The organism is Mesorhizobium sp. L-8-10 (genome assembly GCF_016756635.1).
Classification (GTDB): domain Bacteria; phylum Pseudomonadota; class Alphaproteobacteria; order Rhizobiales; family Rhizobiaceae.
Genome location: NZ_AP023263.1, coordinates 8,162,000 through 8,182,756, shown reverse-complemented (window position 1 = coordinate 8,182,756; position 20,757 = coordinate 8,162,000). Strand labels below are relative to the sequence as shown.

The 20,757-nt window shown below is 63.5% G+C and carries 19 protein-coding genes; 7 read left to right on the top strand and 12 right to left on the bottom strand.

Annotated features, from left to right (window positions below; all coding sequences use genetic code 11):
- Window positions 1–237 precede the first annotated feature (237 nt).
- Both JN280_RS37780 and JN280_RS37775 read right to left on the bottom strand, forming a co-directional pair.
- The gene (locus tag JN280_RS37780) at window positions 238–2,778 is read right to left on the bottom strand and encodes an NAD-dependent epimerase/dehydratase family protein (RefSeq protein WP_202309275.1); all 2,541 of its coding nucleotides are present in this window, start codon (window positions 2,776–2,778) and stop codon (window positions 238–240) included.
- A 703-nt stretch (window positions 2,779–3,481) separates the two neighbouring features.
- On the bottom strand, window positions 3,482–4,147 hold the full coding sequence (locus tag JN280_RS37775; RefSeq protein ID WP_202309274.1) for a hypothetical protein: 666 nt from the start codon (window positions 4,145–4,147) through the stop codon (window positions 3,482–3,484).
- 152 nt (window positions 4,148–4,299) lie between these two features.
- Between JN280_RS37775 and JN280_RS37770 the strand changes: the two genes are divergently transcribed.
- The 3 genes from JN280_RS37770 to JN280_RS37760 all read left to right on the top strand — a co-directional run bounded on the left by JN280_RS37770 (window position 4,300) and on the right by JN280_RS37760 (window position 7,009).
- Window positions 4,300–4,557 (top strand): DUF4212 domain-containing protein, encoded by a 258-nt coding sequence (locus JN280_RS37770; RefSeq protein WP_202309273.1) that lies wholly within the window; start codon window positions 4,300–4,302, stop codon window positions 4,555–4,557.
- Window positions 4,558–4,570: 13 nt separating this feature from the next.
- The gene (locus JN280_RS37765; protein WP_202309272.1) at window positions 4,571–6,394 is read left to right on the top strand and encodes a sodium:solute symporter family protein; all 1,824 of its coding nucleotides are present in this window, start codon (window positions 4,571–4,573) and stop codon (window positions 6,392–6,394) included.
- 270 nt (window positions 6,395–6,664) lie between these two features.
- Window positions 6,665–7,009 (top strand): YggT family protein, encoded by a 345-nt coding sequence (locus JN280_RS37760; RefSeq protein WP_202309271.1) that lies wholly within the window; start codon window positions 6,665–6,667, stop codon window positions 7,007–7,009.
- 92 nt (window positions 7,010–7,101) lie between these two features.
- Here the strand turns inward: JN280_RS37760 and JN280_RS37755 are convergent, their stop codons facing one another.
- From JN280_RS37755 to JN280_RS37735, 5 genes are all read right to left on the bottom strand, one after another.
- The gene (locus JN280_RS37755; protein WP_202309270.1) at window positions 7,102–7,713 is read right to left on the bottom strand and encodes a class I SAM-dependent methyltransferase; all 612 of its coding nucleotides are present in this window, start codon (window positions 7,711–7,713) and stop codon (window positions 7,102–7,104) included.
- A 15-nt stretch (window positions 7,714–7,728) separates the two neighbouring features.
- On the bottom strand, window positions 7,729–8,640 hold the full coding sequence (locus JN280_RS37750) for a sterol desaturase family protein (RefSeq protein ID WP_202309269.1): 912 nt from the start codon (window positions 8,638–8,640) through the stop codon (window positions 7,729–7,731).
- Window positions 8,641–8,738: 98 nt separating this feature from the next.
- Window positions 8,739–9,800, bottom strand: a complete 1,062-nt coding sequence (locus tag JN280_RS37745; RefSeq protein WP_202309268.1) for an AraC family transcriptional regulator — start codon at window positions 9,798–9,800, stop codon at window positions 8,739–8,741.
- Window positions 9,801–9,854: 54 nt separating this feature from the next.
- Window positions 9,855–11,093: an MFS transporter gene (locus tag JN280_RS37740; RefSeq protein WP_202309267.1), complete on the bottom strand. Its 1,239-nt coding sequence runs from the start codon at window positions 11,091–11,093 to the stop codon at window positions 9,855–9,857.
- Window positions 11,090–11,821: an MBL fold metallo-hydrolase gene (locus JN280_RS37735; protein ID WP_202309266.1), complete on the bottom strand. Its 732-nt coding sequence runs from the start codon at window positions 11,819–11,821 to the stop codon at window positions 11,090–11,092. The genes JN280_RS37740 and JN280_RS37735 overlap by 4 nt, the downstream gene beginning before the upstream one ends.
- A 162-nt stretch (window positions 11,822–11,983) precedes the next feature.
- Here JN280_RS37735 and JN280_RS37730 point away from each other — a divergent pair, with 162 nt between their 5' ends.
- The gene (locus JN280_RS37730; protein ID WP_202309265.1) at window positions 11,984–12,652 is read left to right on the top strand and encodes an ArsR/SmtB family transcription factor; all 669 of its coding nucleotides are present in this window, start codon (window positions 11,984–11,986) and stop codon (window positions 12,650–12,652) included.
- A 172-nt stretch (window positions 12,653–12,824) separates the two neighbouring features.
- Here the strand turns inward: JN280_RS37730 and JN280_RS37725 are convergent, their stop codons facing one another.
- Complete coding sequence (locus tag JN280_RS37725; RefSeq protein WP_202309264.1) at window positions 12,825–13,778, bottom strand: LysR family transcriptional regulator; 954 nt, start codon at window positions 13,776–13,778, stop codon at window positions 12,825–12,827.
- 88 nt (window positions 13,779–13,866) lie between these two features.
- Here JN280_RS37725 and JN280_RS37720 point away from each other — a divergent pair, with 88 nt between their 5' ends.
- A complete protein-coding gene (locus JN280_RS37720; RefSeq protein ID WP_202309263.1) occupies window positions 13,867–14,595 on the top strand; it encodes a glutathione S-transferase family protein in 729 nt (242 codons plus the stop codon).
- Window positions 14,596–14,683: 88 nt separating this feature from the next.
- On the opposite strand, the gene JN280_RS37715 is transcribed toward JN280_RS37720, so the two are convergent.
- The 4 genes from JN280_RS37715 to JN280_RS37700 form a co-directional block, all read right to left on the bottom strand.
- Window positions 14,684–15,694 carry an MBL fold metallo-hydrolase gene (locus JN280_RS37715; protein WP_202309262.1) on the bottom strand — a complete coding sequence of 337 codons (1,011 nt, stop codon included), beginning with the start codon at window positions 15,692–15,694 and terminating at the stop codon, window positions 14,684–14,686.
- Window positions 15,695–15,711: 17 nt separating this feature from the next.
- Window positions 15,712–17,028, bottom strand: coding sequence for a TRAP transporter large permease (locus JN280_RS37710; protein WP_202309261.1), 1,317 nt, complete (start codon window positions 17,026–17,028; stop codon window positions 15,712–15,714).
- Complete coding sequence (locus JN280_RS37705) at window positions 17,025–17,501, bottom strand: TRAP transporter small permease subunit (RefSeq protein ID WP_244742695.1); 477 nt, start codon at window positions 17,499–17,501, stop codon at window positions 17,025–17,027. The genes JN280_RS37710 and JN280_RS37705 overlap by 4 nt, the downstream gene beginning before the upstream one ends.
- Before the next feature lie 163 nt (window positions 17,502–17,664).
- Window positions 17,665–18,741, bottom strand: a complete 1,077-nt coding sequence (locus JN280_RS37700; RefSeq protein ID WP_244742691.1) for a C4-dicarboxylate TRAP transporter substrate-binding protein — start codon at window positions 18,739–18,741, stop codon at window positions 17,665–17,667.
- Window positions 18,742–18,980: 239 nt separating this feature from the next.
- Here JN280_RS37700 and JN280_RS37695 point away from each other — a divergent pair, with 239 nt between their 5' ends.
- Both JN280_RS37695 and JN280_RS37690 read left to right on the top strand, forming a co-directional pair.
- Window positions 18,981–19,598, top strand: a complete 618-nt coding sequence (locus tag JN280_RS37695; RefSeq protein WP_202309260.1) for a TetR/AcrR family transcriptional regulator — start codon at window positions 18,981–18,983, stop codon at window positions 19,596–19,598.
- Window positions 19,599–19,634: 36 nt separating this feature from the next.
- A complete protein-coding gene (locus JN280_RS37690; protein ID WP_202309259.1) occupies window positions 19,635–20,624 on the top strand; it encodes a fumarylacetoacetate hydrolase family protein in 990 nt (329 codons plus the stop codon).
- Window positions 20,625–20,757 lie beyond the last annotated feature (133 nt).

The following is a 20,757-nucleotide window of genomic DNA, read 5'->3' as shown; positions in this document are numbered from 1 at the left end:
CAGCGGCTGCCGCGGCGACGCGCCGCCCGAAGAGGGCGAGCAGTTCTGCAACCGTCTTGGTGAGCGCGATATCCATCAGGCCTTTCCCCAATGTGCGGCAGACGAGTAAGTACGGCAGACTGCGGCAACGCACCAGCTTCGACCGGGAGAATCGGAGGTCTTCGAAAGACGCTCAAATGAGGGTGAAGGAATGCAACCGGCTCGTGGCGGCTTGCCTGGCGACAGCCGCCAGTCGTCCTATACGATCGCCCGGTCCCACCCGCCGTAATGCGCCGAGCTTCGCGAGCCGCGCGGCAGGCTCAAGCCGATCAGCAGAAGGCCGATGGCGACAGCGGCGATTGTCGCGGCCGAATTGGCGCCATCCACGAGGAAGGGCGAGACCGCAATCCACGCGCCCAGCGGTACGTTGAGGAAGCGTATGGCGCGGGTTACCTCGGCCATGGCGGTGACGGCGACGAGGATGACAAGGCAGCCGACGACATGGTCGCTGAAATAGAGCGGCGCCGACGTTCCGAAAGCCAGCGGCGTCATCATGAGCAGGACGCCGAGCAGGACGCTGGCGACAAGCGTCCAAGGGAAATTCACGCCGCCGGTGAGAAAGTCCCACAGTACGGCCGACGGCGACCGGTCGAGATCGGCCCCCGGCACCTGGTCTTCCGAGAGCGCCGGGCCGCCGCGCCAGAAGGTGCGCCACAACGGCTCGCCGGTCCGCTTGGCACGCAGGAGATACTGGCAGGTCGCCAGAACCTCGTCGACCGAATAGGGGATGAGTACGACGGTGACGGCTGCCTGGATGATACACAGCGTACATAGGGCGCCGATGAGCGGCGGCTGGATGATGATGAAGCTGACGCTGACAATGCCCAATGGAACGATCAGCAGGCCGAAGAGCAGCACCATCCAGGGCATGGTGCGCCAGCGGCGGCGATCGCCGATCGCGCCGGCGAGGATGTCGAGCGCATAGGCGAAGGCGCCCAGGCCGGCATCGGCAATGGGAAAGCCTTTCGAGACCCATGAGGTGATGACGGCCTCGCTGCCGTTGGCCACCGGCGCGTCGCCCGGGCCGAAGACAGGATCCCAGATGCTGTCGACATGACCCAATTGGTAGGCCGCGAGATAGCGCGAGACGAACAGGCCGACGAAGGCGAGAGCGATGATGGGAATGCGCTGGCTGAAGGTGGAGGGGGAGTAGCTCCAGCCGAGCGGCTGGTCGTCATCGGCGGCAAGTGCTCGGCGGCTGATGCCCGGAGTGGGCGGGATCATTACCGCGAAGGCCATGATCAGCATGCCGGACAGCGTGTCGGTGGCATAGGCTCCGGCGCTGGTGGTCCAGAAGACGAGCGGCGCGAACATCACCCAGACCCCGACCGCCGCCGTGAGCCATTGCAGTCCTTCGCGGCCCCGGCGCATGCCGAGAAGCGCGAGAGACAGGACGAGAAGTCCGGACAGGATCTCGCTGATGCCGAGCCGCGTATCGCGCATCTCGGGCGCGGCGATCTCGTGTCCCAATGCCGGTGGAAGCGATGCCGCGACCGGATCGAACAGGCCAAGTGTGAAGGGCGAGGCGACGAGCCAGAGCCCGAGCGTGGCGTTGGTAAGCGGTGCCCAGAGCGTGCGAGCCCGGTGCCGATCCACTTCCGCCTTGACCTCTTCTTCGGAGCGCTCGAGCGGCCTGCGCAAACGCTCCGCCGCCTGCGCGATCTCGGGCGGTGAGGCAGCGACCGCAGCAGGTTCCAGCTTGTTCGCTTCATACCAGTCCGTGGGATCGCTTTTGAGCCGCCGGATCATTTCCGGCAGCGTGGCGGTCAGACGATTGCGGGGATGCCAGTCGAGCAGGTCCTTCGCGCGAGAGATGTCGATCTCGTAATGATCGTCGGCGTTCTCGATCATCCACGCCTTGATGTCCGTGTCCTGGTCGAGGACGTTCTCCTGCATCCAGGCGCCGAGTTTCGTCACTTCCTTCGGGAGCGCGAGAGTCCTCCAGGTCTCCCCATGCACGAGCCTGCCGATCCGCTGCTGCATCTCGGCATAGGTCGGCGTCTCCTCCTCGCCGATCAGCAGCACGGTTTCGTCGGGAAGGTCGTCGCGCCGGTCGACCACGCGCGCCACGGCGTCGACGAGGTCGCTGCAGTGGAGGTAGGGCTGGCCGGTGGAAATGTCGCCGGTGAAGAGATAGGCGGTGGGCGCTCTCTCGAAGATGCGGGCGATCTGCTGCGCAATGAAAGCCGCGCGGCAGTTCTCGTCATAGACGCCCGCCAGCCGGAGGATCGCGACCTTGATGCCGCCATGCTCCTTCAGGATCAGACTTTCGGTCTCTGCCTTCGAGCGCGGATAGGCCCAGGCCGGATCGAGCGGCGAATCCTCATTGATCCTGACACCTTTTGCCGGGCTCGGGGCATGGACGAGCAATGTGCTCGAAAAGACGAACTGCTCCGTCTCCAGTTCCTTGAGCGCGGCCATCAGGCGACGCGTTCCCTCGACCGTGACAGAGTCGTATTTCGGGTTGTCCTTGCCGGTCGTGTCGTAATAGGCGGCGAGATGAATGACCGAGGCAATCCGGCCGCCGGTCTGTGCCCGGACCTTGTCCAGGGCCTCCACGACATTCGAGTCCGAGGTCAGATCGATTGCGATCGTCCTGAGACCCGACAGCGGCGGCTTGGGCCCGGCGATATCGAGACCGATTACCTGGTAGCGCTCCATCAGTCCGCGGGCGATCGCCTGGCCCAGAAAGCCGCTGCTGCCGGTGATCAGGACGGTCGGGCGGCCCACTCCCGTCATCCGGGTTCCAATCCAAAGGCCTGGCGGCGGTCGCCGAGGCCCATGCAGGGCATGCTGCTGCCGCTGCGAAGCTCAAGCTCGGTGGTCGGGTCCAATATTTGCTCCTTTCCGATCTCCTGCGATCGTGGTGGCGGCTGCTGTCGGCCCGACCGAGCCCTAATGCGTCCTGCCTTCTGCCCCGCCTGCTTCCCGCCTTGAGCACCTTGGTCCACGAAGCCTTCCGCGACAGCGCCGCATGTCCGGCATCGGCTCTTCCTTTCCCGGATGCGGCCAGCCGTCGAACAGTGGATGCCCTCCTCAAACGCTCCAAGGTGCCTAACGCTTCGGAGACGCGATTGATCCCTATGCAAATCGACCTGCGTCCGAGCCGCGCACCGAACGGACAGGTCTCCGCCTGCGCAGCGGGGGCAAAGCCGGCTCCGCCACGTTCCTGTCCGGCGGAAAGCAAGGCCGGCTGCGCTATTGGCACGAGCCGGTCTCGCCGACGGTCGCAATGAGCATGACCCCAGGGAGGGCTCGCTCGTTTCTCGGCACCGACACGTGAGGAACGCCATTCTTGAATCTGGCGCTGATCTTGTTGTCCGTCGCGCTTCCTTGAAGCGGCACTGCGGCGGACATCGACGGTTTGGACTTCAACGTCACCGAGGCCGGGGAGGGCGACCTCTCCTTGTCGGGCGAACTGCCTTACAACCTGCGGATGAGGTCAGGAAACAGGCGCCCGCCAATCGGAAACAACGGCTCGCGCGTCCAGCCTGTTACGGAAATCCTCGCGAATCTCGTTCCACGCAAAGCGCATGGAATTATGCACGATGTCGCGGTCGTACTTCTTGAGTTCTTCGGCGATAGGCGCCCACTCGACGATCGCCTTGGGGCTTTCCGTGAATGACGTCGCTCCGCCGGCGATTGCTTCCCATCGTATCCCGTCGAGGCGCTGGTCAAAGTCGGCGAGCCACTTCGTGACAACCGATTTGTCGATCGTGGCGTCGGCGTTGTCTGCCAGTCCCGACCTGAAGCATTCGAGCGCCATTCGTGATCGCTCGGATCGGTCCAGATCCGACGCTGCCGCGATGTGAGCGATCGCGTGAACGGTCAGATCCGACAACGAAGCAGCAAATACATGCATTTTCGCTATGTTGATGGACCTGACGAATCGTTCATCGTCGAACGCTTTCGGGTAGGCCATGCCCATGCGCTCTTTGAGATAGCCGTAGAGTTTCTTCTGCGTGACCAGTGCCGCCCTGGTACTGACAAACTGAAATACACGCTGCGCAGTGCCGATGGGCGCCGTGTCCCGGCGCAAGGAGAGCCCTGAAATGGCCTCTATCAGCCATCTTGCCGCCTCGGCCAACTGTCCTGGTATCTGCTTCATCGGATCGGGATGGTCCGTCGGAATGCTACGATAGGATTATTCGTCCGATGGATTTCTTCAAGTAAGCTTTGAAAAGGGGACGGATTCTGCCTTGTTGAGTCGGCCCCTGTCTGGAGGCAACTACCGCATACGATTAATTGGGAGGAGATCGCATGTCCAGCAGCGACATTGATGCAAAGGCACGTCATTGGATTAAGACCAGAAACTTGACATATGTCATTCTCGCGCTGTGGGCGTTCTTCGCGATTCTGGTTCCATGGATCGCCAGCTCGCTGAACGCATTTACGTTTCTGGGCTTTCCGCTCGGCTACTACATGAGCGTCCAGGGATCACTCATCGCCTTTGTTGCTCTGATCTGGATCCAGAACTGGTTCCAGGACCGGATCGACGACGAATTCGGAATAGAATGAGGGGGATAGGGCAATGGATGTCACCGTAGAAGCCAAGCGCGACAAGCGATTTGTCGATAATCTTGGCAAGGTATATGCGCTTTACACATTGGGTTTTCTCGCTTTCTTCGGATTGATGGCTCTCCTGGAGAGGATGGGACTGGGAGCCGAGCCTATAGGTATTGGATTCCTGCTTTTCACGATTGCGATCTACGCAATCATCGGATGGCTTTCGCGCACGGCGGAAGTCGATGCGTACTATGTGGCGGGGCGCGAAGTTCCGGCGCTCTACAATGGTATGGCAACCGCGGCGGACTGGATGTCCGGCGCATCCTTCGTGGCTCTGGCCGGCGGCGTCTATTTCGGCGGCTACCCCTATCTGGGCTACATCGTCGGCTGGACGGGCGGCTATGTGCTCGTGAACTCGCTGATGGCGCCCTACCTGCGCAAGTTCGGATGTTACACGGTGCCCGACTTCATCGGCACCCGCTATGGCGGCAACGTGGCACGTCTGTGCGCCGTGATCGTGCTGGTCGTGGCTTCGTTCACCTATGTCACCGCCCAGATCAACGCGACCGGGACGATTGCGGCACAGACGCTCGGCCTTCCGTTCGAGGTCGGCGTTTGGCTCGGCCTTCTCGGCATATTCATTTGTTCAATGCTCGGGGGCATGCGCGGCGTCACCTGGACGCAGGTCGCGCAGTACATCGTGCTGATCATCGCCTATCTGGTGCCCATCATCTGGATGTCGAACAGGCAGGGCTTCGGTATCATCCCGCACTTCTCCTACGGCGAGGCCGTGCAGCGCATCGCGGAACTGGAAGCTCAGTTCGGGTTGAAGCCGGCGGCCGAGGCGATCCCCGGCGTGGCCGTTCTCGTCAATCCGCAGAACGCCCCCGACGGCAAGGGATGGGCGATGGTTTCGCTCGCCATATGCATGATGGCCGGTACGGCGTCCCTGCCTCACATCCTGATGCGGTATTTCACGACGCCCTCGGTTCGCTCGGCCCGTCGCTCGGTCGGCTGGTCTCTGCTGTTCATCTTTCTCCTGTACTTCTCCGCGCCGGCTCTCGCCACGCTGACGAAGCTGCAGTTGCTCGATCCAAATCTGGCGACATCAGTCATTGGCAAGGCATTCGACGAGGTGTCGAACCTTCAATGGGTCCAGCACTGGAGTTCGGTGGGCATGTTGGCGGTCGCGGACCAGAACGGCGACGGTATCGTGCAATTGAACGAGTTCTTCATGCGGCCGGACATCGTCGTGCTTGCCACGCCGGAAATCGCGGGCCTGCCGTATGTGATCTCGGGCCTCGTGGCAGCCGGCGGGCTTGCCGCCGCGATGTCGACCGCTGACGGGCTGCTCCTGGCGATCGCAAATGCGCTGTCGCACGACCTCTACTACAAGATGATCGACCCGCAGGCCGACACGCGTCGCCGTCTGATCGTCGCTCGCATCTTGCTGATCTTCATCGGCGCGGCGGCGGCATTCATAGCGTCGCTCAAGCTGACTGGGATCCTCGGTGCGGTGGCTTGGGCTTTCAACTTTGCGTGCTCCGGTCTCTTCTTCCCGCTTGTCCTGGGCGTGTGGTGGAAACGGGCAAACACGGCAGGCGCAATCGCCGGCATGGTTGGCGGCTTCACGGTAGGCTCCATCTACCTCTATCTGGTGTTCAACAAGATGATGACGCCGTGGCTGGGCCTTGACGACGTGCGCTTCGGCATCGTCGGCATGGCGGTCAGCCTTGTGGCCATGGTCGCGGTCTCTCTCGCGACGCGGGTTCCGTCCAAGGAAATCCAGAACATGGTCGACGAGGTACGCATTCCCGGCGGTGGTACGATCCTCGCGGCTGGCCACTAAAGCATGTCTCCCGAAAGTGGGTACCAGTTTCGGGACAAAGACATGCGTCAAATCAAAGACCTACAGCGTGTTGCGTGAATCCATTTTCACGCAACACGCTGTGGAGAATGTCTCCCGAAACTGGGAACCGGTTTCGGGGCAAAGACATGTGAAGGAACAAACACCTGAAGCGCGTAAATATCGCGACGCGCTTTAGGTGGCATCAAGCCAAAAGCAAGGGGCGGGACCAAGTCCCGCCCCTTTCCTCTGGGGAGCCCTTCTTTGGAACAAATGATCTTCATTCACCCGCTTTGGGTGATCGTGGTCGATTACGTGCTCGGCGTCGTGATGTGGACCCTCATCGGTCGCGCGGCGATGAACCTTTTCCTGCGGGAGGATTCCGAGTTCTTCTTCATGCGTTTCTTCGTTCGAGCCACCGATCCGATCCTGCGCTTCTTCAAGCCCGTGACGCCGGGGTTCCTGATCGACCCTTTGGTCCCGCTCTACGTGGCCTGGTTCTTCTTCATGATCCGGTTCTACCTCATGCCCTGGCTGCTCGGATATTCCGTCATGGGAATGCTGTCATTCCCGCTCGAGAGCGACATTGCCCAGTTCCTCTACGGAATGTTCAGATAGCGGTTGGCCCGACCGACGCTGGGAGGTCCGTGCCGGCTGGCCGGAAGCGTCACCTGATGGGGGCGCCATGCGAACGAACCGTCCGGTGGCGATCACGAGGCGGCGCGGCCCTCATACATGAAGACCATCGGACTCGGCCCCTTCGAATAGCCTGTCTCCAGCGCCGTGCATCTGAACCCCGCCTCTTCGACGAGGCTCCCGATCGGCCGGTTGAGATGGCAGCCGCCGGCACAGCACTTCCAGACGGGCGTGAGCCGGTTCTGCCAGCGGCGGACGGAATCATCGGGCGAGAGGCCGTGCTCGACAAAGAGCAACTGCCCGCCCGATTTGAGCACTCGCCGCATCTCGGAAAGCGCCTTGCTGACCCTCGGAATCGAACACAGGGTCCACGTACTCACGACCATGTCGACCGAGCCGGTTTCCAGCGGAATCTCTTCGGCGCTTTCCTCCATGACAGTGACCGGGAACGCGACGTTACGCGCAGCGCGTCGCGCCATCGCCGCCAGTCGGGTGGCAGGATCGAGCCCGATCACCTCCGTCACGCCTCCGGGATAGAGAGGCAGGTTGAGGCCCGACCCGATGCCGACCTCGACGACGCGCCCGCGTGCCGCCGCCAGCACGCGCCGGCGGTAGGGCAGCAGTTGCGGATTTCTCATTGATCCATGCACCAGGTGCGGCAGGATCAGTTCGCGATAGAGGTTCACGGCGGGTCTCCCGGCTCAGCAGTTTTCGGAATGTCCCGCGGCTTTCCGGGCACGTGAAGCGCGGACGAAGCCAGGCAAGCCTGCATGGCGGTTCGGCGTCGGAACGGGCAGCGCAAGCGCGGCTTCCGCTCGGCGGTCCGGTGTCGCGCCCGCCGCTCGGGCGAAGGCGGCCCGATAGGTCGGGTCCTCGGTGCCCATCAGCCGGTCCCACCAGGTGAAGTACAGCCCGAAATTGTAGCGCGGGCGGGCATGATGCAGATCGTGGTGGGTGACGGTGGTCAGCCAGTCCACAAGCGGGCGTCCATCCTGGCGTGCAGGAAACACCTCGTAGCCGCAATGACCGATGGCGTTGCGCAGCATCATGTGGGCGGTGAACAGGAACGCTGCGAGCAGGCTGGTCGGCATCAGCAAGAGTGCCAGCGGCAGGTAGATCGCGTTGACCACCGCCTCGCTTGCGTCGAAGGCATAGGACGTCCACGGCGACGGGATGTGCGAACGGTGGTGCAACCTGTGGAACCATCGGAACAGCCCCGCACGGTGCATAACCTTGTGGGTCCAGTAGAACCAGGCATCGTGGGCGAGGATGAGCACCATGAGATTGGCGAGGAAGTAGGGCAGGCCCCGTTCGAGCGGGTCGTCGTAGATCGCCAGCCAGCCCAGTCGCTCCGCAAGGGCAATGGCCAGCCCGACAAGCGAGAAGATGACCACGGTACGCAGGGAGGCGAGGATCTCCCGCGCCATCTGACGCCAGTCCGGCCGAATGTCGCGAATCCTGCGGCGGGCGAGCCAGCCGGCAAGCAGGGTGTTGACGATCAGGAACGTTCCACCCGCCCCCGCGACGTAGCGTATGAGGTCGCCCTGCAGGATATCGGGATAGACGTCGCTTGCGTGACTGATGAGCGAACTCAACAGGCATGTGTCGGACATGGGGTGCTCCCTTCGATGGATATCGGGAGGGAGACTGGGTCAGGAGCGCTTGCGGGGCTGCGCGCAATTGCAGGACGCGCAGCGATTTCCGGCTTCGATCACGAATTTCCGGAATCGATCTGCCGTCCCAGCGCCTGCGCGCGGTAGTCGGTCGGCGTGAGGCCCGTCAGTTCCCGGAACGCCCGGTTGAATGGCGCGAGCGAAGCGTAGCCGAGCCCGAAGGCGATGGAGGCGACCTGCTCGCGCGCGTTCTGCGGGTCCGCCAGGCGGCGCTTGGCCTCTGCAATGCGATGGTCGGCGAGGAAGGCCGCGAAGTTGCGGTAGCCGAGACCCTTGTTGATGAGTCTGCGCAACCGATGCTCCGGCACTGCCAACCGGCGAGCGAACGATCCCAGCGAAAGGTCGGGTTCGAAGCAGGCCCCCTTTGAGATCGCCGACTTGAGGCGTTCGAGCTCCAGTCTTTCTGCCGGACCGAGCAGATCCGTGCGCGGCTGCGGCGCCGAAGCGAAGGTGACGAAGAGGTTCTGCCGGAGCCCGGTCGTCCACACCGCGAAGGCGAAAGACAGTGTCGCCAGCATCAAGGACTGGGCCAGCCCGAGTTCCTCGGGCAGCGGCTGGCGAAGGCCATAGAGCTCGGTCCCGGCAATGGCCAGTCCTACCGCGGGCAACGCGAGCGCGACGACGACGCGAAAGCGGCGCCTGGCATCGACAAGATCGCTCTGGAGCTCTCTGACTGCGAGGCTGACCACATGGATCAGCAGCGACACCACCACAAGCTGATGCAGCAGTTCGCCCGAGGTGCGAATCGGTCCCTCCGGCAACTGGCGCATGCCGTAGAACGCAAGGAGCAGAACGGGCGGGAGGGCATAGGCATGCCGCCAAGCGAAGTCGTCCCGGAACAGCGCGAGCGCGAACCACCAGAAGAAGGCCGAAGCGAGCACGGCCGGAACCACCAATAGCTCCGTGGCCCGCCCAATTGCGCCCGCGATCAGGTCGCTCGAGGCGAACCCATAGGCCGCGATGGAGATTGCAAAGAGGCTCCCGGCTGCCATCAGAAACTGCGGAGCAGGTCTTCGCAAGAACTGCGCTGCCACAAACAGGTTCAGTGCGGCAGCGCCGCCGCGCAGGAGAAGATCGGCAATGTCGGACGCACCTTCCATGCTCGCCACGTTAGGGCAACCAGCGCGAGGCGCAACGCCTTCGCGGACCTCGCCCTATGAGGGCCGTTGCTCGACCATCGCCACCGCGACCACCGCGCCCGAAACGAAGGTGAGCCCGGCGATCGCCATGATCGCGGCGGCCAGCCCGAAGGCGTCCGCGATCAGCCCCGCCGACAATGCGCCGATCGCGTAGCCGAGGTCGCGCCAGAAGCGGTAGACGCTCAGCGAGCGGGCACGCCATGACGGATGCGAGGCGTCCGAGACGGCCGCGATGAGGCTCGGATAGACCATCGCGGTCCCGAGCCCCAGCAGGACGCTCGCGCCCAGCCACCATCCGAACTTGCCCGTGACGGCGGTGAGCAGGAGCGCCGCCGCCTGGACCCACATCCCGGCCACGATCAGCCCCTTGCGGCCCCATCGGTCGCTGAGCGGCCCGGTGACGACCTGGCATAGCCCCCAGACCGCGGGATAGACCGCCTTCAGTATACCGACGCGCTCGATCCCCAGTCCGCCGGCGGTGAAGAAAAGCGGGAAGATGCCCCAGCTCATGCCGTCATTGAGGTTGTTGACCAGTCCCGCCTGCGACGCCGCGAAGAGGTTGCGGTCGCGCAACGAGGTCAGCACGAAGACGTCGCGGAAGGTGAGCGGCGATCCCTCGTTCGCGTGCTTCGCGGTCTCCAGCCGGACGTGCCCGCGCGTGTCCTGCACGACAAAGATCGAGAGAACCGTGCCCAGGATCGCGTAGCCCACGCCCAGATAGATCGGGACCGGCCTCAGGCCGTGCTCGGCCGCCAGCCAACCGGTGAGGAATGCCGTGACACCGACCGCGAAATAGCCCGCGAACTCGTTGAGGCCGACAGCCAGGCCGCGTCCCTTCGGACCGACGAGGTCGACCTTCATGATGACGGTCATCGACCAGGCGAGGCCCTGGCTGACGCCCAGCAGGGCGTTGGCTGCTACGATCCAGTTCCAGTCCGGTGCCCACAGGATCATGAACGGCACCGGCAGGCCGAAGAGCCAGCCCAGCACAAGCACCCGCTTGCGCCCCCAGCGGTCGGCGAACTGTCCGGAGACGAGATTGGCGAAAGCCTTCACCACGCCGAAAGAGACGATGAAGGACACCACGAGCGTGGTCGAGGCGATGCCGAATTCCTCGGAGCCGATCAGCGGCACGACCGTTCGCTCGATGCCGACCATGCCGCCCACGAAGGCGTTGATGAGGACGAGCAGCGCGAACTGGCGCCAGTTCTCCTTCAGTCCGAGGCGGATGCCGCCAACGGCGCCGTCGTTCACGACGCCGTCCCCATGTTGACCGCACGGATCCGTGCTGCCTCAGGCGGCGGGGGCGGGATGTCGGCGACCATCGCGGCGACGAAGGCCTCTTCGTCCTCGATCCGGAACGCCTTGTTGAACCGCTTCTCGAAGCCGATGGTCGAAGTCGCCTTGCCGCTCAGCGACCTCCCGCAAACCGAGCCGGAATAGGCGCCGGGGAAGACTTCGACGTGGTCCGGAAGCCCCTTCAGGCGCCGGGCCGTAGCGAACAGGGCGCGCGCTCCGTCCTCGGCACTGGAAGCGAGCTCGGTTCGTCCGAGATCGCCGACCATGAGCGTGTGCCCGGTGAGGATGAACCATGGTTCGGGGGCGCGCGTGCGGTCGGTCACCAGCAGAGACACATGCTCGGGCGTGTGTCCCGGCGTGTGCATGACCTTGGCGGTCACGTTGCCGAGTTCGAGCACGGTGCCGTCCTTCACCCCCCGGAACGGAAAACCCGCGCCGGTCCCTTCGAAGAGCACGTATTGCGCGCCGGAGGCTTCGGCGAGCGCGCGGCCCGAAGAGACGTGATCGGCATGGACGTGGGTGTCGACGACGTAGAGGATTCGCATGCCCGTCGCCGCTGCGGCGTCGAGATAGGACCTGACATCGCCGACGGGATCGACGACGGCCGCGGATGCCTTGCCGCCGCAGCCGAACAGGTAGGAAGCGGCCACGGGGTCGGAATGCAGGAACTGGCGCAGGATCATCTTTTTGCTCCGTTCGACGGGCTGCCCATCGTCAGCGTGACGGGCCGAGGGGGCGTTCGGGGCAACAGCGTCCTGGACGACATGGGCTTGCCCCTTCACAAAGTGGCATGGTATTCTACATTCAATAATTATGTTGAATGATTTATCGTAGGCGGTACGACGGTGTCAATCGGCAATCCGAAACAGGTCCTCTATGAGCAGTTCGCCCAGGTGGGGAAGGCCTTCGGCAACGCGCAGCGGCTCGAACTCGTCGAGCATCTGGCGCAGGGCGCGCGCAGCGTGGAGGCGCTGGCGGCGAAGCTCTCTTTGCCGGTCGCCAATGTTTCGCAGCATCTCCAGGCGATGCGCCGTGCCGGACTGGTGACCTCGGAGCGCGATGGAAAGTTCGTGAACTACCGCCTGGCGGACGAGAGCGTGCTGGCCGCCTTTGCCGCCCTGCGCGCCGTTGCCGAGAGGCATTCGGCCGAGGTCGAACGCGTGGTCCGCGGCTATTTCGACCGCCGCGACGACATGGAGCCGGTTTCCCGCGACGAACTCGCCGCGCGGATGGATCAAGGTCTCGTCACGGTGATCGACGTCCGGCCGCCGGACGAATACGCTCTCGGACACCTGCCGGGTGCGATCAACGTGCCGCTTCCCGACCTCGAAGCCCTCGCTGATGGATTCGACGAGGGGCGCGAGATCGTCGCCTACTGCCGCGGCCCCTGGTGCGTCATGTCCTTCGAAGCCGTGGCGAGACTGCGCGACAGGGGATTTACCGCCCGCAGGCTGGAAGACGGGCTGCCCGAGTGGAAGGCCGCAGGGCTGGCGGTCGAGGCCGGTGCTTCGTAACGTCCTGTGCCGGATGTTGAGCCTGGGCGCCCACCCGACCGCGGTTCGAAACCGAATTGCCCTTGGTGGCCGACATTCCGATGCAGACTGAACTGGATAGTGCCTCCTTTGGCCGGCCGCGGTCGTCCGGCTGTTTTTCGCAAGGCAGCGAGATGTCGGTTCCGGATCGATTTCAGGGACGGGCCGGGCTCTGCGTTCTGTCCCGGGATCGGGCATCGGACTTCGGCCGTTCGATCCGGTGCATCAGCCGATCGAGCCGGCTGCAGACTTCACGCACGACCGGCGAGTCTCGCCGCGCCCTGCTGACGCAGCGCGCCCAGAAGATCGAGGCGCCGGCGATCGGCCAGCATCCGATGCCGTCCATATCCCGGCCGCGAACGCCCGACGCGGGAACGATCGTGACGCAGTTGCCGTGTGTCACCAGATCATGCGCAAGGCGCCAGGAATCCACCTCCATGGCGATGCGCGGTATGGCTCCTCGCCGTCGGAAAAGCTTGTCGACATGCTGACGCAACGAATTGCTCACGCCGGGCAACACCAGCTCGAGATGGCGCAACCGATCAATGGTCAAGGCTCCCGCATCGGGAAATGCGTTCATTGGCGCCATCACCATCAAGGGGTCGTTGGCTATCGGCTGCTGGTCGACGCCCTCGATCAGACGCTCCGTGTCATGGATCAGGACGCCGATGTCGGTGCGGCCGTCGCGCAATTGCGCGTGAAGCATCGCATCGAATCCGTCCATGACGCTCAAACGGATTCCTGGCTCGCTTTCGCGCAGTTCCTGCACCAGCGGCAGCGTCACGGCGTGGTGCAGCGAACTCGGCATGCCGAGCGAGACATCGCCCGAAAGCGCCGAGCGCCATTGTGAGAGTTGCTCGCCCACGACGTGGGCCTGCGCCAGCAGAGGCGCGGCTTTGGACAGCAGCAGTTGACCCGCTTCCGTTGGCGTGACCCCGCGCGCCGCACGCGTCAGCAGCCGCGTGCCGACCTCGTCTTCGAGCCGCCTGATCAACCGGGTCAATGCCGGCTGGGAAATGCCGAGATCGAATGCGGCACGGGTGACGTTTCGGAACTCCGCCACGCGCTGGAAGCACTGCAGCAGCTCGAGGTCGAGAATTCTGCTCATTCGAAACCCGTATGGATCGGATGCGGACTTAGCATTTCCATCGGGGCCTCGGATCCGCGATCATTCCCGGACCAAGCAGGAGGATTCGATGCTCGAACTGTATCATTCGCCGATCTCGACATGCAGCCAGAAGGTGCGACTGGTGCTTGCCGAAAAAGGGTTGGACTGGAAATCGAACCTGATCGTTTTCACCAGGGGGGACCACCTCACCGAAGACTATCTGAAGCTGAACCCCAACGGCGTCGTGCCGACGCTGATCGACGACAGCGATCCGATCATCGATTCGTCCGTGATCAACGAATATCTTGAGGATGTATACCCCGAGGTCCCTGTCCGTCCGAGGGATGCCAAGGGAACCGCCAGGATGCGTGCCTGGCGGCAGTTCATCGACGAGGTCCCGACGCCGGCGATCCGATATCCTTCCTTCAACGCCTATTTCGTACCGATCTGGCAGAAATTGTCCGAAGAGGAATTTGCCGCCTATGCCAGACGCCTGCCGTTGCGAAAGCATTTTTACGGGCATATGGGGCGCGGCGGATTCGACAAGCAGGCCATTGACGAAGCCCTCGACAAGCTGCGCCAGACATTGGAACGCATGGAGAAGGCGCTGGTTACGGGGCCGTGGCTGGCCGGGGACCAGTATACTCTCGCCGACGTCAGCATCACCCCGACCGTCGTGCGCATGGAGGATCTCGGGCTGGGCAACATGTGGTCCGACCTGCCTGGCGTGACCGACTGGTATCGGCGGATCCAGGCACGCCCCAATTTTTCGACCGCCTACATGCCGGGTTCGCGCGATCTCGGACCAAGCTGCTAGAAATTGCAGCCCCGACCTCCTCGGATGATGGCGCGGAGACGCCATCATCCATTGTTCCGAGACAAGGAGCCCGGCGTGCAAGGTCTTTCTAGCCGTGCGCTTCGCCGCAGGCCTTGCAGTAGGCTTCGTGTACCGGCCCGCGCCCCAGATGATGGCGGAAGCTCTTCATTTCGGCGAAGTAGGGGATCGGCGCACGGACCGGCCGTTGCGGAGCGTTCTCGAAATCGTCGAAGAGCGTCTGCACCGTTACCACCACCCGCTCGGCGTCGTCCCAGTCGCGGTATTCTCCGAGGTCGATCTTGTAGGCGGCGGCTAGGTAGTCCATTCCCTCTTCATAGAGAGGGCGCGCCTGGTCGGTGACATATTGCAGATAGTCGCGCATCCGGCGCACGTCGTCCTTGGTGGAGATCGGTCCATGTCCAGCCACGACCGTCTCGACGTCCATGCCGAGCACCATGTCGCAGACGTCGATCCAGCGCTTGACCGGGCCGTACCAGGCGATTGGCGTACCTTCGGTGAAGAGGATGTCGCCGGTGAAGATGACCTTGTCGTCGGGAACGTAGATCAGCGCGTCGCCGAGCGAATGCGAGGGGCCGACCTCGATGAGCTGGACCTTCTTCGATCCCACCATGATATCGAGCGTGCCTGAGAACACCTCGTTGGGCGGGGTGAGTTCGATGCCCGAGAAGTCGAACGGACGAAAGCACTCGCGCATGAACACGCCGGCGCTGCCATATTGCTCGGCGTCGAGGCAGATCTTCTGCACGACTGCCGGATCGAAGCGGGCGAAATCGTCGACGGTCCCTTGCGTTCCGATGATGCGGGCGTCCTTGACCAGCTGATTTCCGAAGGTGTGATCGCCGTCGGCATGGGTGTTCACCAACGTACCTATTTCCTTGGCCGCTGGAACGGCGTCGCGCATGGACTTCAGCATCTCGGCCGTGAGCTTGAGGTCGAACAGCGTGTCGACGAGAAGGGTCGCATCCCCATCGGTGACCAGGCCGGCATTCGACCAGCCCCAGCTGCCGTCGGGCAGCAGATAGGCGTAGCAGCCGTTGCCAAGATCCTGGAGACCTTTCCTGTATTGCCATCTGGCCATGTTCGATTCCTTCCGGGTCAAAGCAGCGCTGTGGTCAGCACCGGGAAGAGGAAGACGAGGGCGAGGACGAAGAGCATCATCGCGGCGAAGGGCAGGGCGCCCAGGAAGATGTCGTGCAAGGTGATCTTGCTGTCGGGTCCAAGGGTCGCCTTGACCACGAAGACCGCGATGCCGAAGGGCGGGGTGAGCAGGCCGATCTCGACGGCAAGCACCACGAGCACGCCGAGCCAGATCAGGTCGACGCCGGTCCCCGTCAGGATCGGAACCGCGATCGGCAGCGTCAGCAGCATGATCGAGGCCGAATCGAGGATCGTGCCGAGCAGCATGATGACGATCATCAGCGCGACGACGATCCCCGTCGCGCCCATCCCCGATTCCACGACCCATGTGCCGAGCCAGCCCGGCATGCCCGACATTGCCAGCATGCGCGAATAGAGGCTGGCGCCGATGATCAGGAAGCAGATCGACGAAGTGGTATGGCCTGTCTGGACCAGCACCTGCCAGAAGCTCGCCCAGGTGAGGCGACGCTTGGCGAGCGAGATCAGCAGCGCCCCAAGCGCTCCGGCGGCGCCCGCCTCCGTCGGCGTGAAATAGCCGCCATAGATGCCGCCGAGCACAAGCGAAACCAGTATGACGATGGGGGCCAGCTTGTTCAGCATTTCGCCGATGCCCATGTCGGGTGCCTCTTCGCGCGCCCGCGCCGTCTGCCCGCCGATGAAGCCTGGCCACCAGCGCCCCATGGCGAAGATCCCGGCGCAATAGACCAGGGCAAGCAGCATGCCGGGAATGACGCCGGCTATGAACAAGGACCCGACCGATTGTTCCGTGAGGACGCCGTAGAGGATGAAGAGCAGGCTGGGCGGGATGAGCATGCCGAGCACCGACGAACCCGCCACGACGCCGACCGCGAAACGACCGGTATAGCCGTGGCGCACCATCTCCGGCACGGCCACCTTGGTGAATACGGCAGCTGATGCGATGGAGATGCCCGTTATCGCCGCGAAGACGGCATTCGCGGCGACGGTCGCGATGCCGAGACCGCCGAGGATCCTGCGAAACAGCTGGGCGGCGACTTCGAACGTATCCCGCCCGATGCCTGCGACCGCCACCAGAAGCCCCATCAGCACGAAAAGCGGTACGACGCCGAAAATGTAGTCGCTGATGGAATCCTTGAAGGCGAGCACCAGCATGTTCGATGCGATGTCGAAATTCCCGCGCAGCAGCCACACGCCGAGGAAAGAGAGGAGGATCAAGGCGATCGCGACATGCAGGCCTGAATAGATCAGGATCAGCATCGCCACGATGGAGAGGAATGCGATCCCGATGCCGCTCATGGGGTCACCCCGTGTGACGCCCGGAGGTTGTTCCACGACAGGAGGAGGAACTGGATCGCAGTCGCGATGATGCCGAGGAAGACAAGGACGAACAGCGGCCACTGCGGGATCGTGAAGAAACCCGGATTGCCCATGAAATTGCGTTCCGGGTGAAGCCAGGCCGAGGCGACGCTCGGCCAGAACTTCCACGCGATCAGCATCATGAGGAGGCCGCCGATCAGATGGAATATGGCCAGCAGCACGAGGCGGGCGCGGGGGGCGCGGCGCTCGAGCATGCCGAGCAGCACGTCGGACCGCGTCATCGCACCGGAGCGCAGCGTATGCGCCAGTTGCAGGAAGACGATGCCGACGATGGAAAAGGCGACGAGTTCCGGCACGCCGGAGATCGGGCGAAGCAGGAAGCTGCGCCCGACGATATCGGCGTTGATCAGGACCATCAGAAGAATGATCCATAACGTGCCGACGGCGTTCATTCCGCCGATCATCCGGTCGAAGGGGCCGGCGGGCTCCTGTGGCCCAGGCGGAGCTTCGATTGGTATGGCTGATTCCCCTGCCATGATCCTTCCGGCGCGCCGGCCGGCCTTCCATTGATGTGGAGAGCAATGCGCCGGGCCGAGCGGCCCGGCGCAGATGCTGCTAGTTGGCGAGGTAGTCGCGCACGAATGTGAAGCCGGCGGCCTTCAGATTGTCGCGATAGGCTTCCAGCACCTTGTGCCCGGGTTCGCCGCGCGATTCGGCCGCTGCCGCCCAGGCCCCGGTCGGGTTCGGCAGTTGCTCGATCCACGCTTTCCGATCAGCTTCGTCGAAGGCGACTTCCTTGCCGCCATTGTCGAGCATCGTCTTCTCGGCAGCCTGGTAGCGTTGCTCCTGCTCTTCGAAATAGGCCTTGGTGTAGGCGGCCGCGGCGGTGCGGAACGCCTGTTTCGTAGCTTCGGAGAACGTATCCCACTGTTGTTTGGAGACGCCGAGCCCGCCGATATACATCGCGCCGAAGCCGACCTTGTTCCAGTAGGGCGCCACCTCGTAGAGCTTCGCCGGCGCCTGCGCGGTCATCCAGCCGATATTGCCGTCGTAAACGCCGGTCTTGATGTCGTTGTAGAAGGTCACGTAGCTGCCCTGCACGCCGACCGCGCCGGTGCCGTTGAGCCAGGCAAGGTTCGGCCCGGCGCCGCCGAGTTTCACGCCCTGCAGGTCCGTGGTCTTGGCCAGGGGCTTGGTCGAGGCGATGTTGTATCCGTCGATCGCGATGCCGCCGCCTATGTAGACGACACCTGTCGCCTCCTCCAGTTTCGCAAGCGCGCCGTCCGTGTCGGTGAGCGCCGCCTCGACAGCTTCGGTCACCATGCGCGCGTCGGTCGGGCCGAAGGGCATCGCATAGGTCAGGTTGAGCAGGCCCATCTGGGCCGGGCTGAACACGCCGCTCATCTGGCCGACATCGATGATGCCCTGCTGGAACGCCTCGACTTCCGAGCCGAGCTTGACGATCGTGCCGCCGTAACCCTCGGTCCAGTTGATCTTCGCCTCGCCGGTCTTGGCGAGTTCGGCATTCACCGTCGGTATGAAGGTCGTCTTGAGATGCTTCACCCAGAGGAACACCTCGGGATGCCCGGCCGCAACCGTCAGATTGATCGTTTCCTGCGCAAGGCCCGGGCCGCTAGCGAGACCGAGCGTGACAACGACGGCGCAGCCGCCCATCAGCGTGTTCCGAAACATGCAAATCCTCCCCTGATCGGACGGGCGAGCCATCTTCCTCCGGCTCGTCCGCGTCCGAACCGTAGCATGTTTGAACAAGTTGACAAGATTTTTGTAATAGCGTTCAATTGTCGCGTTGGCACTCCTCTTGTCAGGTGCCTCGTTCTCATCGGTGCACCATGGGCAAGGCGGCGAAATCCAATCCGGATCGATCGGTTGATCAAGGCGAGCCGACGCAGCGCAGCGCGTCGGCAACGCGCATGCGCATCCTCGAGAGCGCCGAGGCGGAGTTTGCCATGCATGGCTTCGACGGCGTCTCGGTCCGTCAGATCGCGTTGCGCGCGGAAGTGCCGGTCGCTCTGATCAACTACCATTTCGCCAGCAAGGATGGTCTCTACCGCGCCATCTTCGTGGCGCGCGCGCCGATGATCGTGGATGAGCGCATCGCCGGTCTTCGCCTGGCCTACATGGAGACCGATCCGGACAGGATGCTCGAACTTGTGATCAAGGCGGTACTCGTCCCCAACCTGCATATGCGAAGCGTCGAGAAGAATTCGAACTATGCCCGCATCCTTGCCCGCGAAGTCGCGGACCCGAAGGCAATGGAGCGCGGCATCATCCAGGAGTTCTTCGACCCCGTCGCGCACAAGGTGATCGAGGCTCTCAAGAAGGCGCTCCCCGATCGCCGCATCGAGGAACTGCATTGGGGCTATCAGATGATGCTCGGCGCAATGGTGTATGTCATGGCCGATACCGGCCGAATCCGCCGCCTCTCCGACGGCCGGTGCGATCCCGACAACGACATCGAGGCCACGCGCCATTTGGTGACCATGCTTCATGCCGCCCTGAAATATGGCCGCGTGCCGGCCGTCGATTGAAAACGCGAAATCCAACAAGCCCTGAGGAGGAGACCGATGAAACTCGTGACATACGAGAAGGACGGCAAGCAGCGCGCGGGCGCGCTGGTCGAGGGGGACGGAAAGGTCGTCGATCTCGCCTCGGCCCACGCGGAAGCGTTCGGCGAGGATCATGCCGCTTTCCTCTCCGTGCTTTCGATGATCGAAGGCGGAGACGCAGCACTCGACCGTGCCTATGAAACGCTGAAGAAGGTGGGCTCGAAGGGGGCGCTCGACCGCGCGGCGATCAGGCTTCTGGCGCCCGTGCCTGTCCCGCCGCAGATCCGCGACTGCCTCTGCTTCGAGCTGCATCTGAAGCAGTCCTTTGCCGCCGCGCGGCGCATCCGGGCCAACGCGACACCGGATCCCGAGGCCACGATGAGGGAGTTCGAGGAGAAGGGCATCTTCGCAATCCCCAAGACCTTCTACGAGCAGCCGATCTACTACAAGGCCAACCGCTTCTCGGTCATCGGCACGGATGAGGACGTGGTCTGGCCGTCCTACTCCAGCCTCATGGATTTCGAGCTGGAGTTCGGCTTCTATGTCAGGAAGAAAGGCGTCGACATCGCCCGCGACAAGGCGCGCGACTATGTTTACGGCTACACCATCTTCAACGACTTCTCCGCCCGCGACGCCCAGACCGCCGAGATGGGCGGCCAACTCGGACCGGCCAAGGGCAAGGACTTCGACAAGGGCAACGCCATGGGACCCTGCCTCGTCACCGCCGACGAGATGAAGGATCCTTACAACCTCACCATGATCTGCCGCGTGAACGGCGAGGAGTGGGGACGCGGATCGAGTTCGACCATGCATTGGAAGTTCGAGGACCTGCTGGCCCACGTCTCCCGGTCCGAGACGATCTACCCCGGCGAGTTCTTCGGCTCGGGCACGGTCGGCAACGGTTGCGGCCTCGAGCACATGAAGTTCCTCAAGCATGGCGACGTGGTGGAACTCGAGGTCGAAGGCATCGGTGTCCTCCGCAATCGCGTGCTCACCAGGCCGAACTGAGCAATAGGCGGCGTGGAGGCCGGAGATTCCGCCGCGGGCTACAGCGGCGGGCGCTCGCCGACGGACACGGCGCCGTATTGAAGGGTCGTTGTCCGCGGGTCTGGACGGGGCTTCCACACCCGCGAATGCGTCG

Excerpts from the sequence above, each read along its gene's own strand:
- JN280_RS37705 (WP_244742695.1), bottom strand. The coding sequence starts at position 17,501 with ATGAACGCCGTCGGCACGTTATGGATCATTCTTCTGATGGTCCTGATC.
- JN280_RS37735 (WP_202309266.1), bottom strand. The coding sequence starts at position 11,821 with ATGATCCTGCGCCAGTTCCTGCATTCCGACCCCGTGGCCGCTTCCTAC.
- JN280_RS37775 (WP_202309274.1), bottom strand. The coding sequence starts at position 4,147 with ATGAAGCAGATACCAGGACAGTTGGCCGAGGCGGCAAGATGGCTGATA.
- JN280_RS37745 (WP_202309268.1), bottom strand. The coding sequence starts at position 9,800 with ATGGAAGGTGCGTCCGACATTGCCGATCTTCTCCTGCGCGGCGGCGCT.
- JN280_RS37715 (WP_202309262.1), bottom strand. The coding sequence starts at position 15,694 with ATGGCCAGATGGCAATACAGGAAAGGTCTCCAGGATCTTGGCAACGGC.
- JN280_RS37725 (WP_202309264.1), bottom strand. The coding sequence starts at position 13,778 with ATGAGCAGAATTCTCGACCTCGAGCTGCTGCAGTGCTTCCAGCGCGTG.
- JN280_RS37780 (WP_202309275.1), bottom strand. The coding sequence starts at position 2,778 with ATGACGGGAGTGGGCCGCCCGACCGTCCTGATCACCGGCAGCAGCGGC.
- JN280_RS37700 (WP_244742691.1), bottom strand. The coding sequence starts at position 18,741 with ATGTTTCGGAACACGCTGATGGGCGGCTGCGCCGTCGTTGTCACGCTC.
- JN280_RS37770 (WP_202309273.1), top strand. The coding sequence starts at position 4,300 with ATGTCCAGCAGCGACATTGATGCAAAGGCACGTCATTGGATTAAGACC.
- JN280_RS37760 (WP_202309271.1), top strand. The coding sequence starts at position 6,665 with ATGATCTTCATTCACCCGCTTTGGGTGATCGTGGTCGATTACGTGCTC.
- JN280_RS37695 (WP_202309260.1), top strand. The coding sequence starts at position 18,981 with ATGCGCATCCTCGAGAGCGCCGAGGCGGAGTTTGCCATGCATGGCTTC.
- JN280_RS37765 (WP_202309272.1), top strand. The coding sequence starts at position 4,571 with ATGGATGTCACCGTAGAAGCCAAGCGCGACAAGCGATTTGTCGATAAT.
- JN280_RS37750 (WP_202309269.1), bottom strand. The coding sequence starts at position 8,640 with ATGTCCGACACATGCCTGTTGAGTTCGCTCATCAGTCACGCAAGCGAC.
- JN280_RS37720 (WP_202309263.1), top strand. The coding sequence starts at position 13,867 with ATGCTCGAACTGTATCATTCGCCGATCTCGACATGCAGCCAGAAGGTG.
- JN280_RS37690 (WP_202309259.1), top strand. The coding sequence starts at position 19,635 with ATGAAACTCGTGACATACGAGAAGGACGGCAAGCAGCGCGCGGGCGCG.
- JN280_RS37710 (WP_202309261.1), bottom strand. The coding sequence starts at position 17,028 with ATGAGCGGCATCGGGATCGCATTCCTCTCCATCGTGGCGATGCTGATC.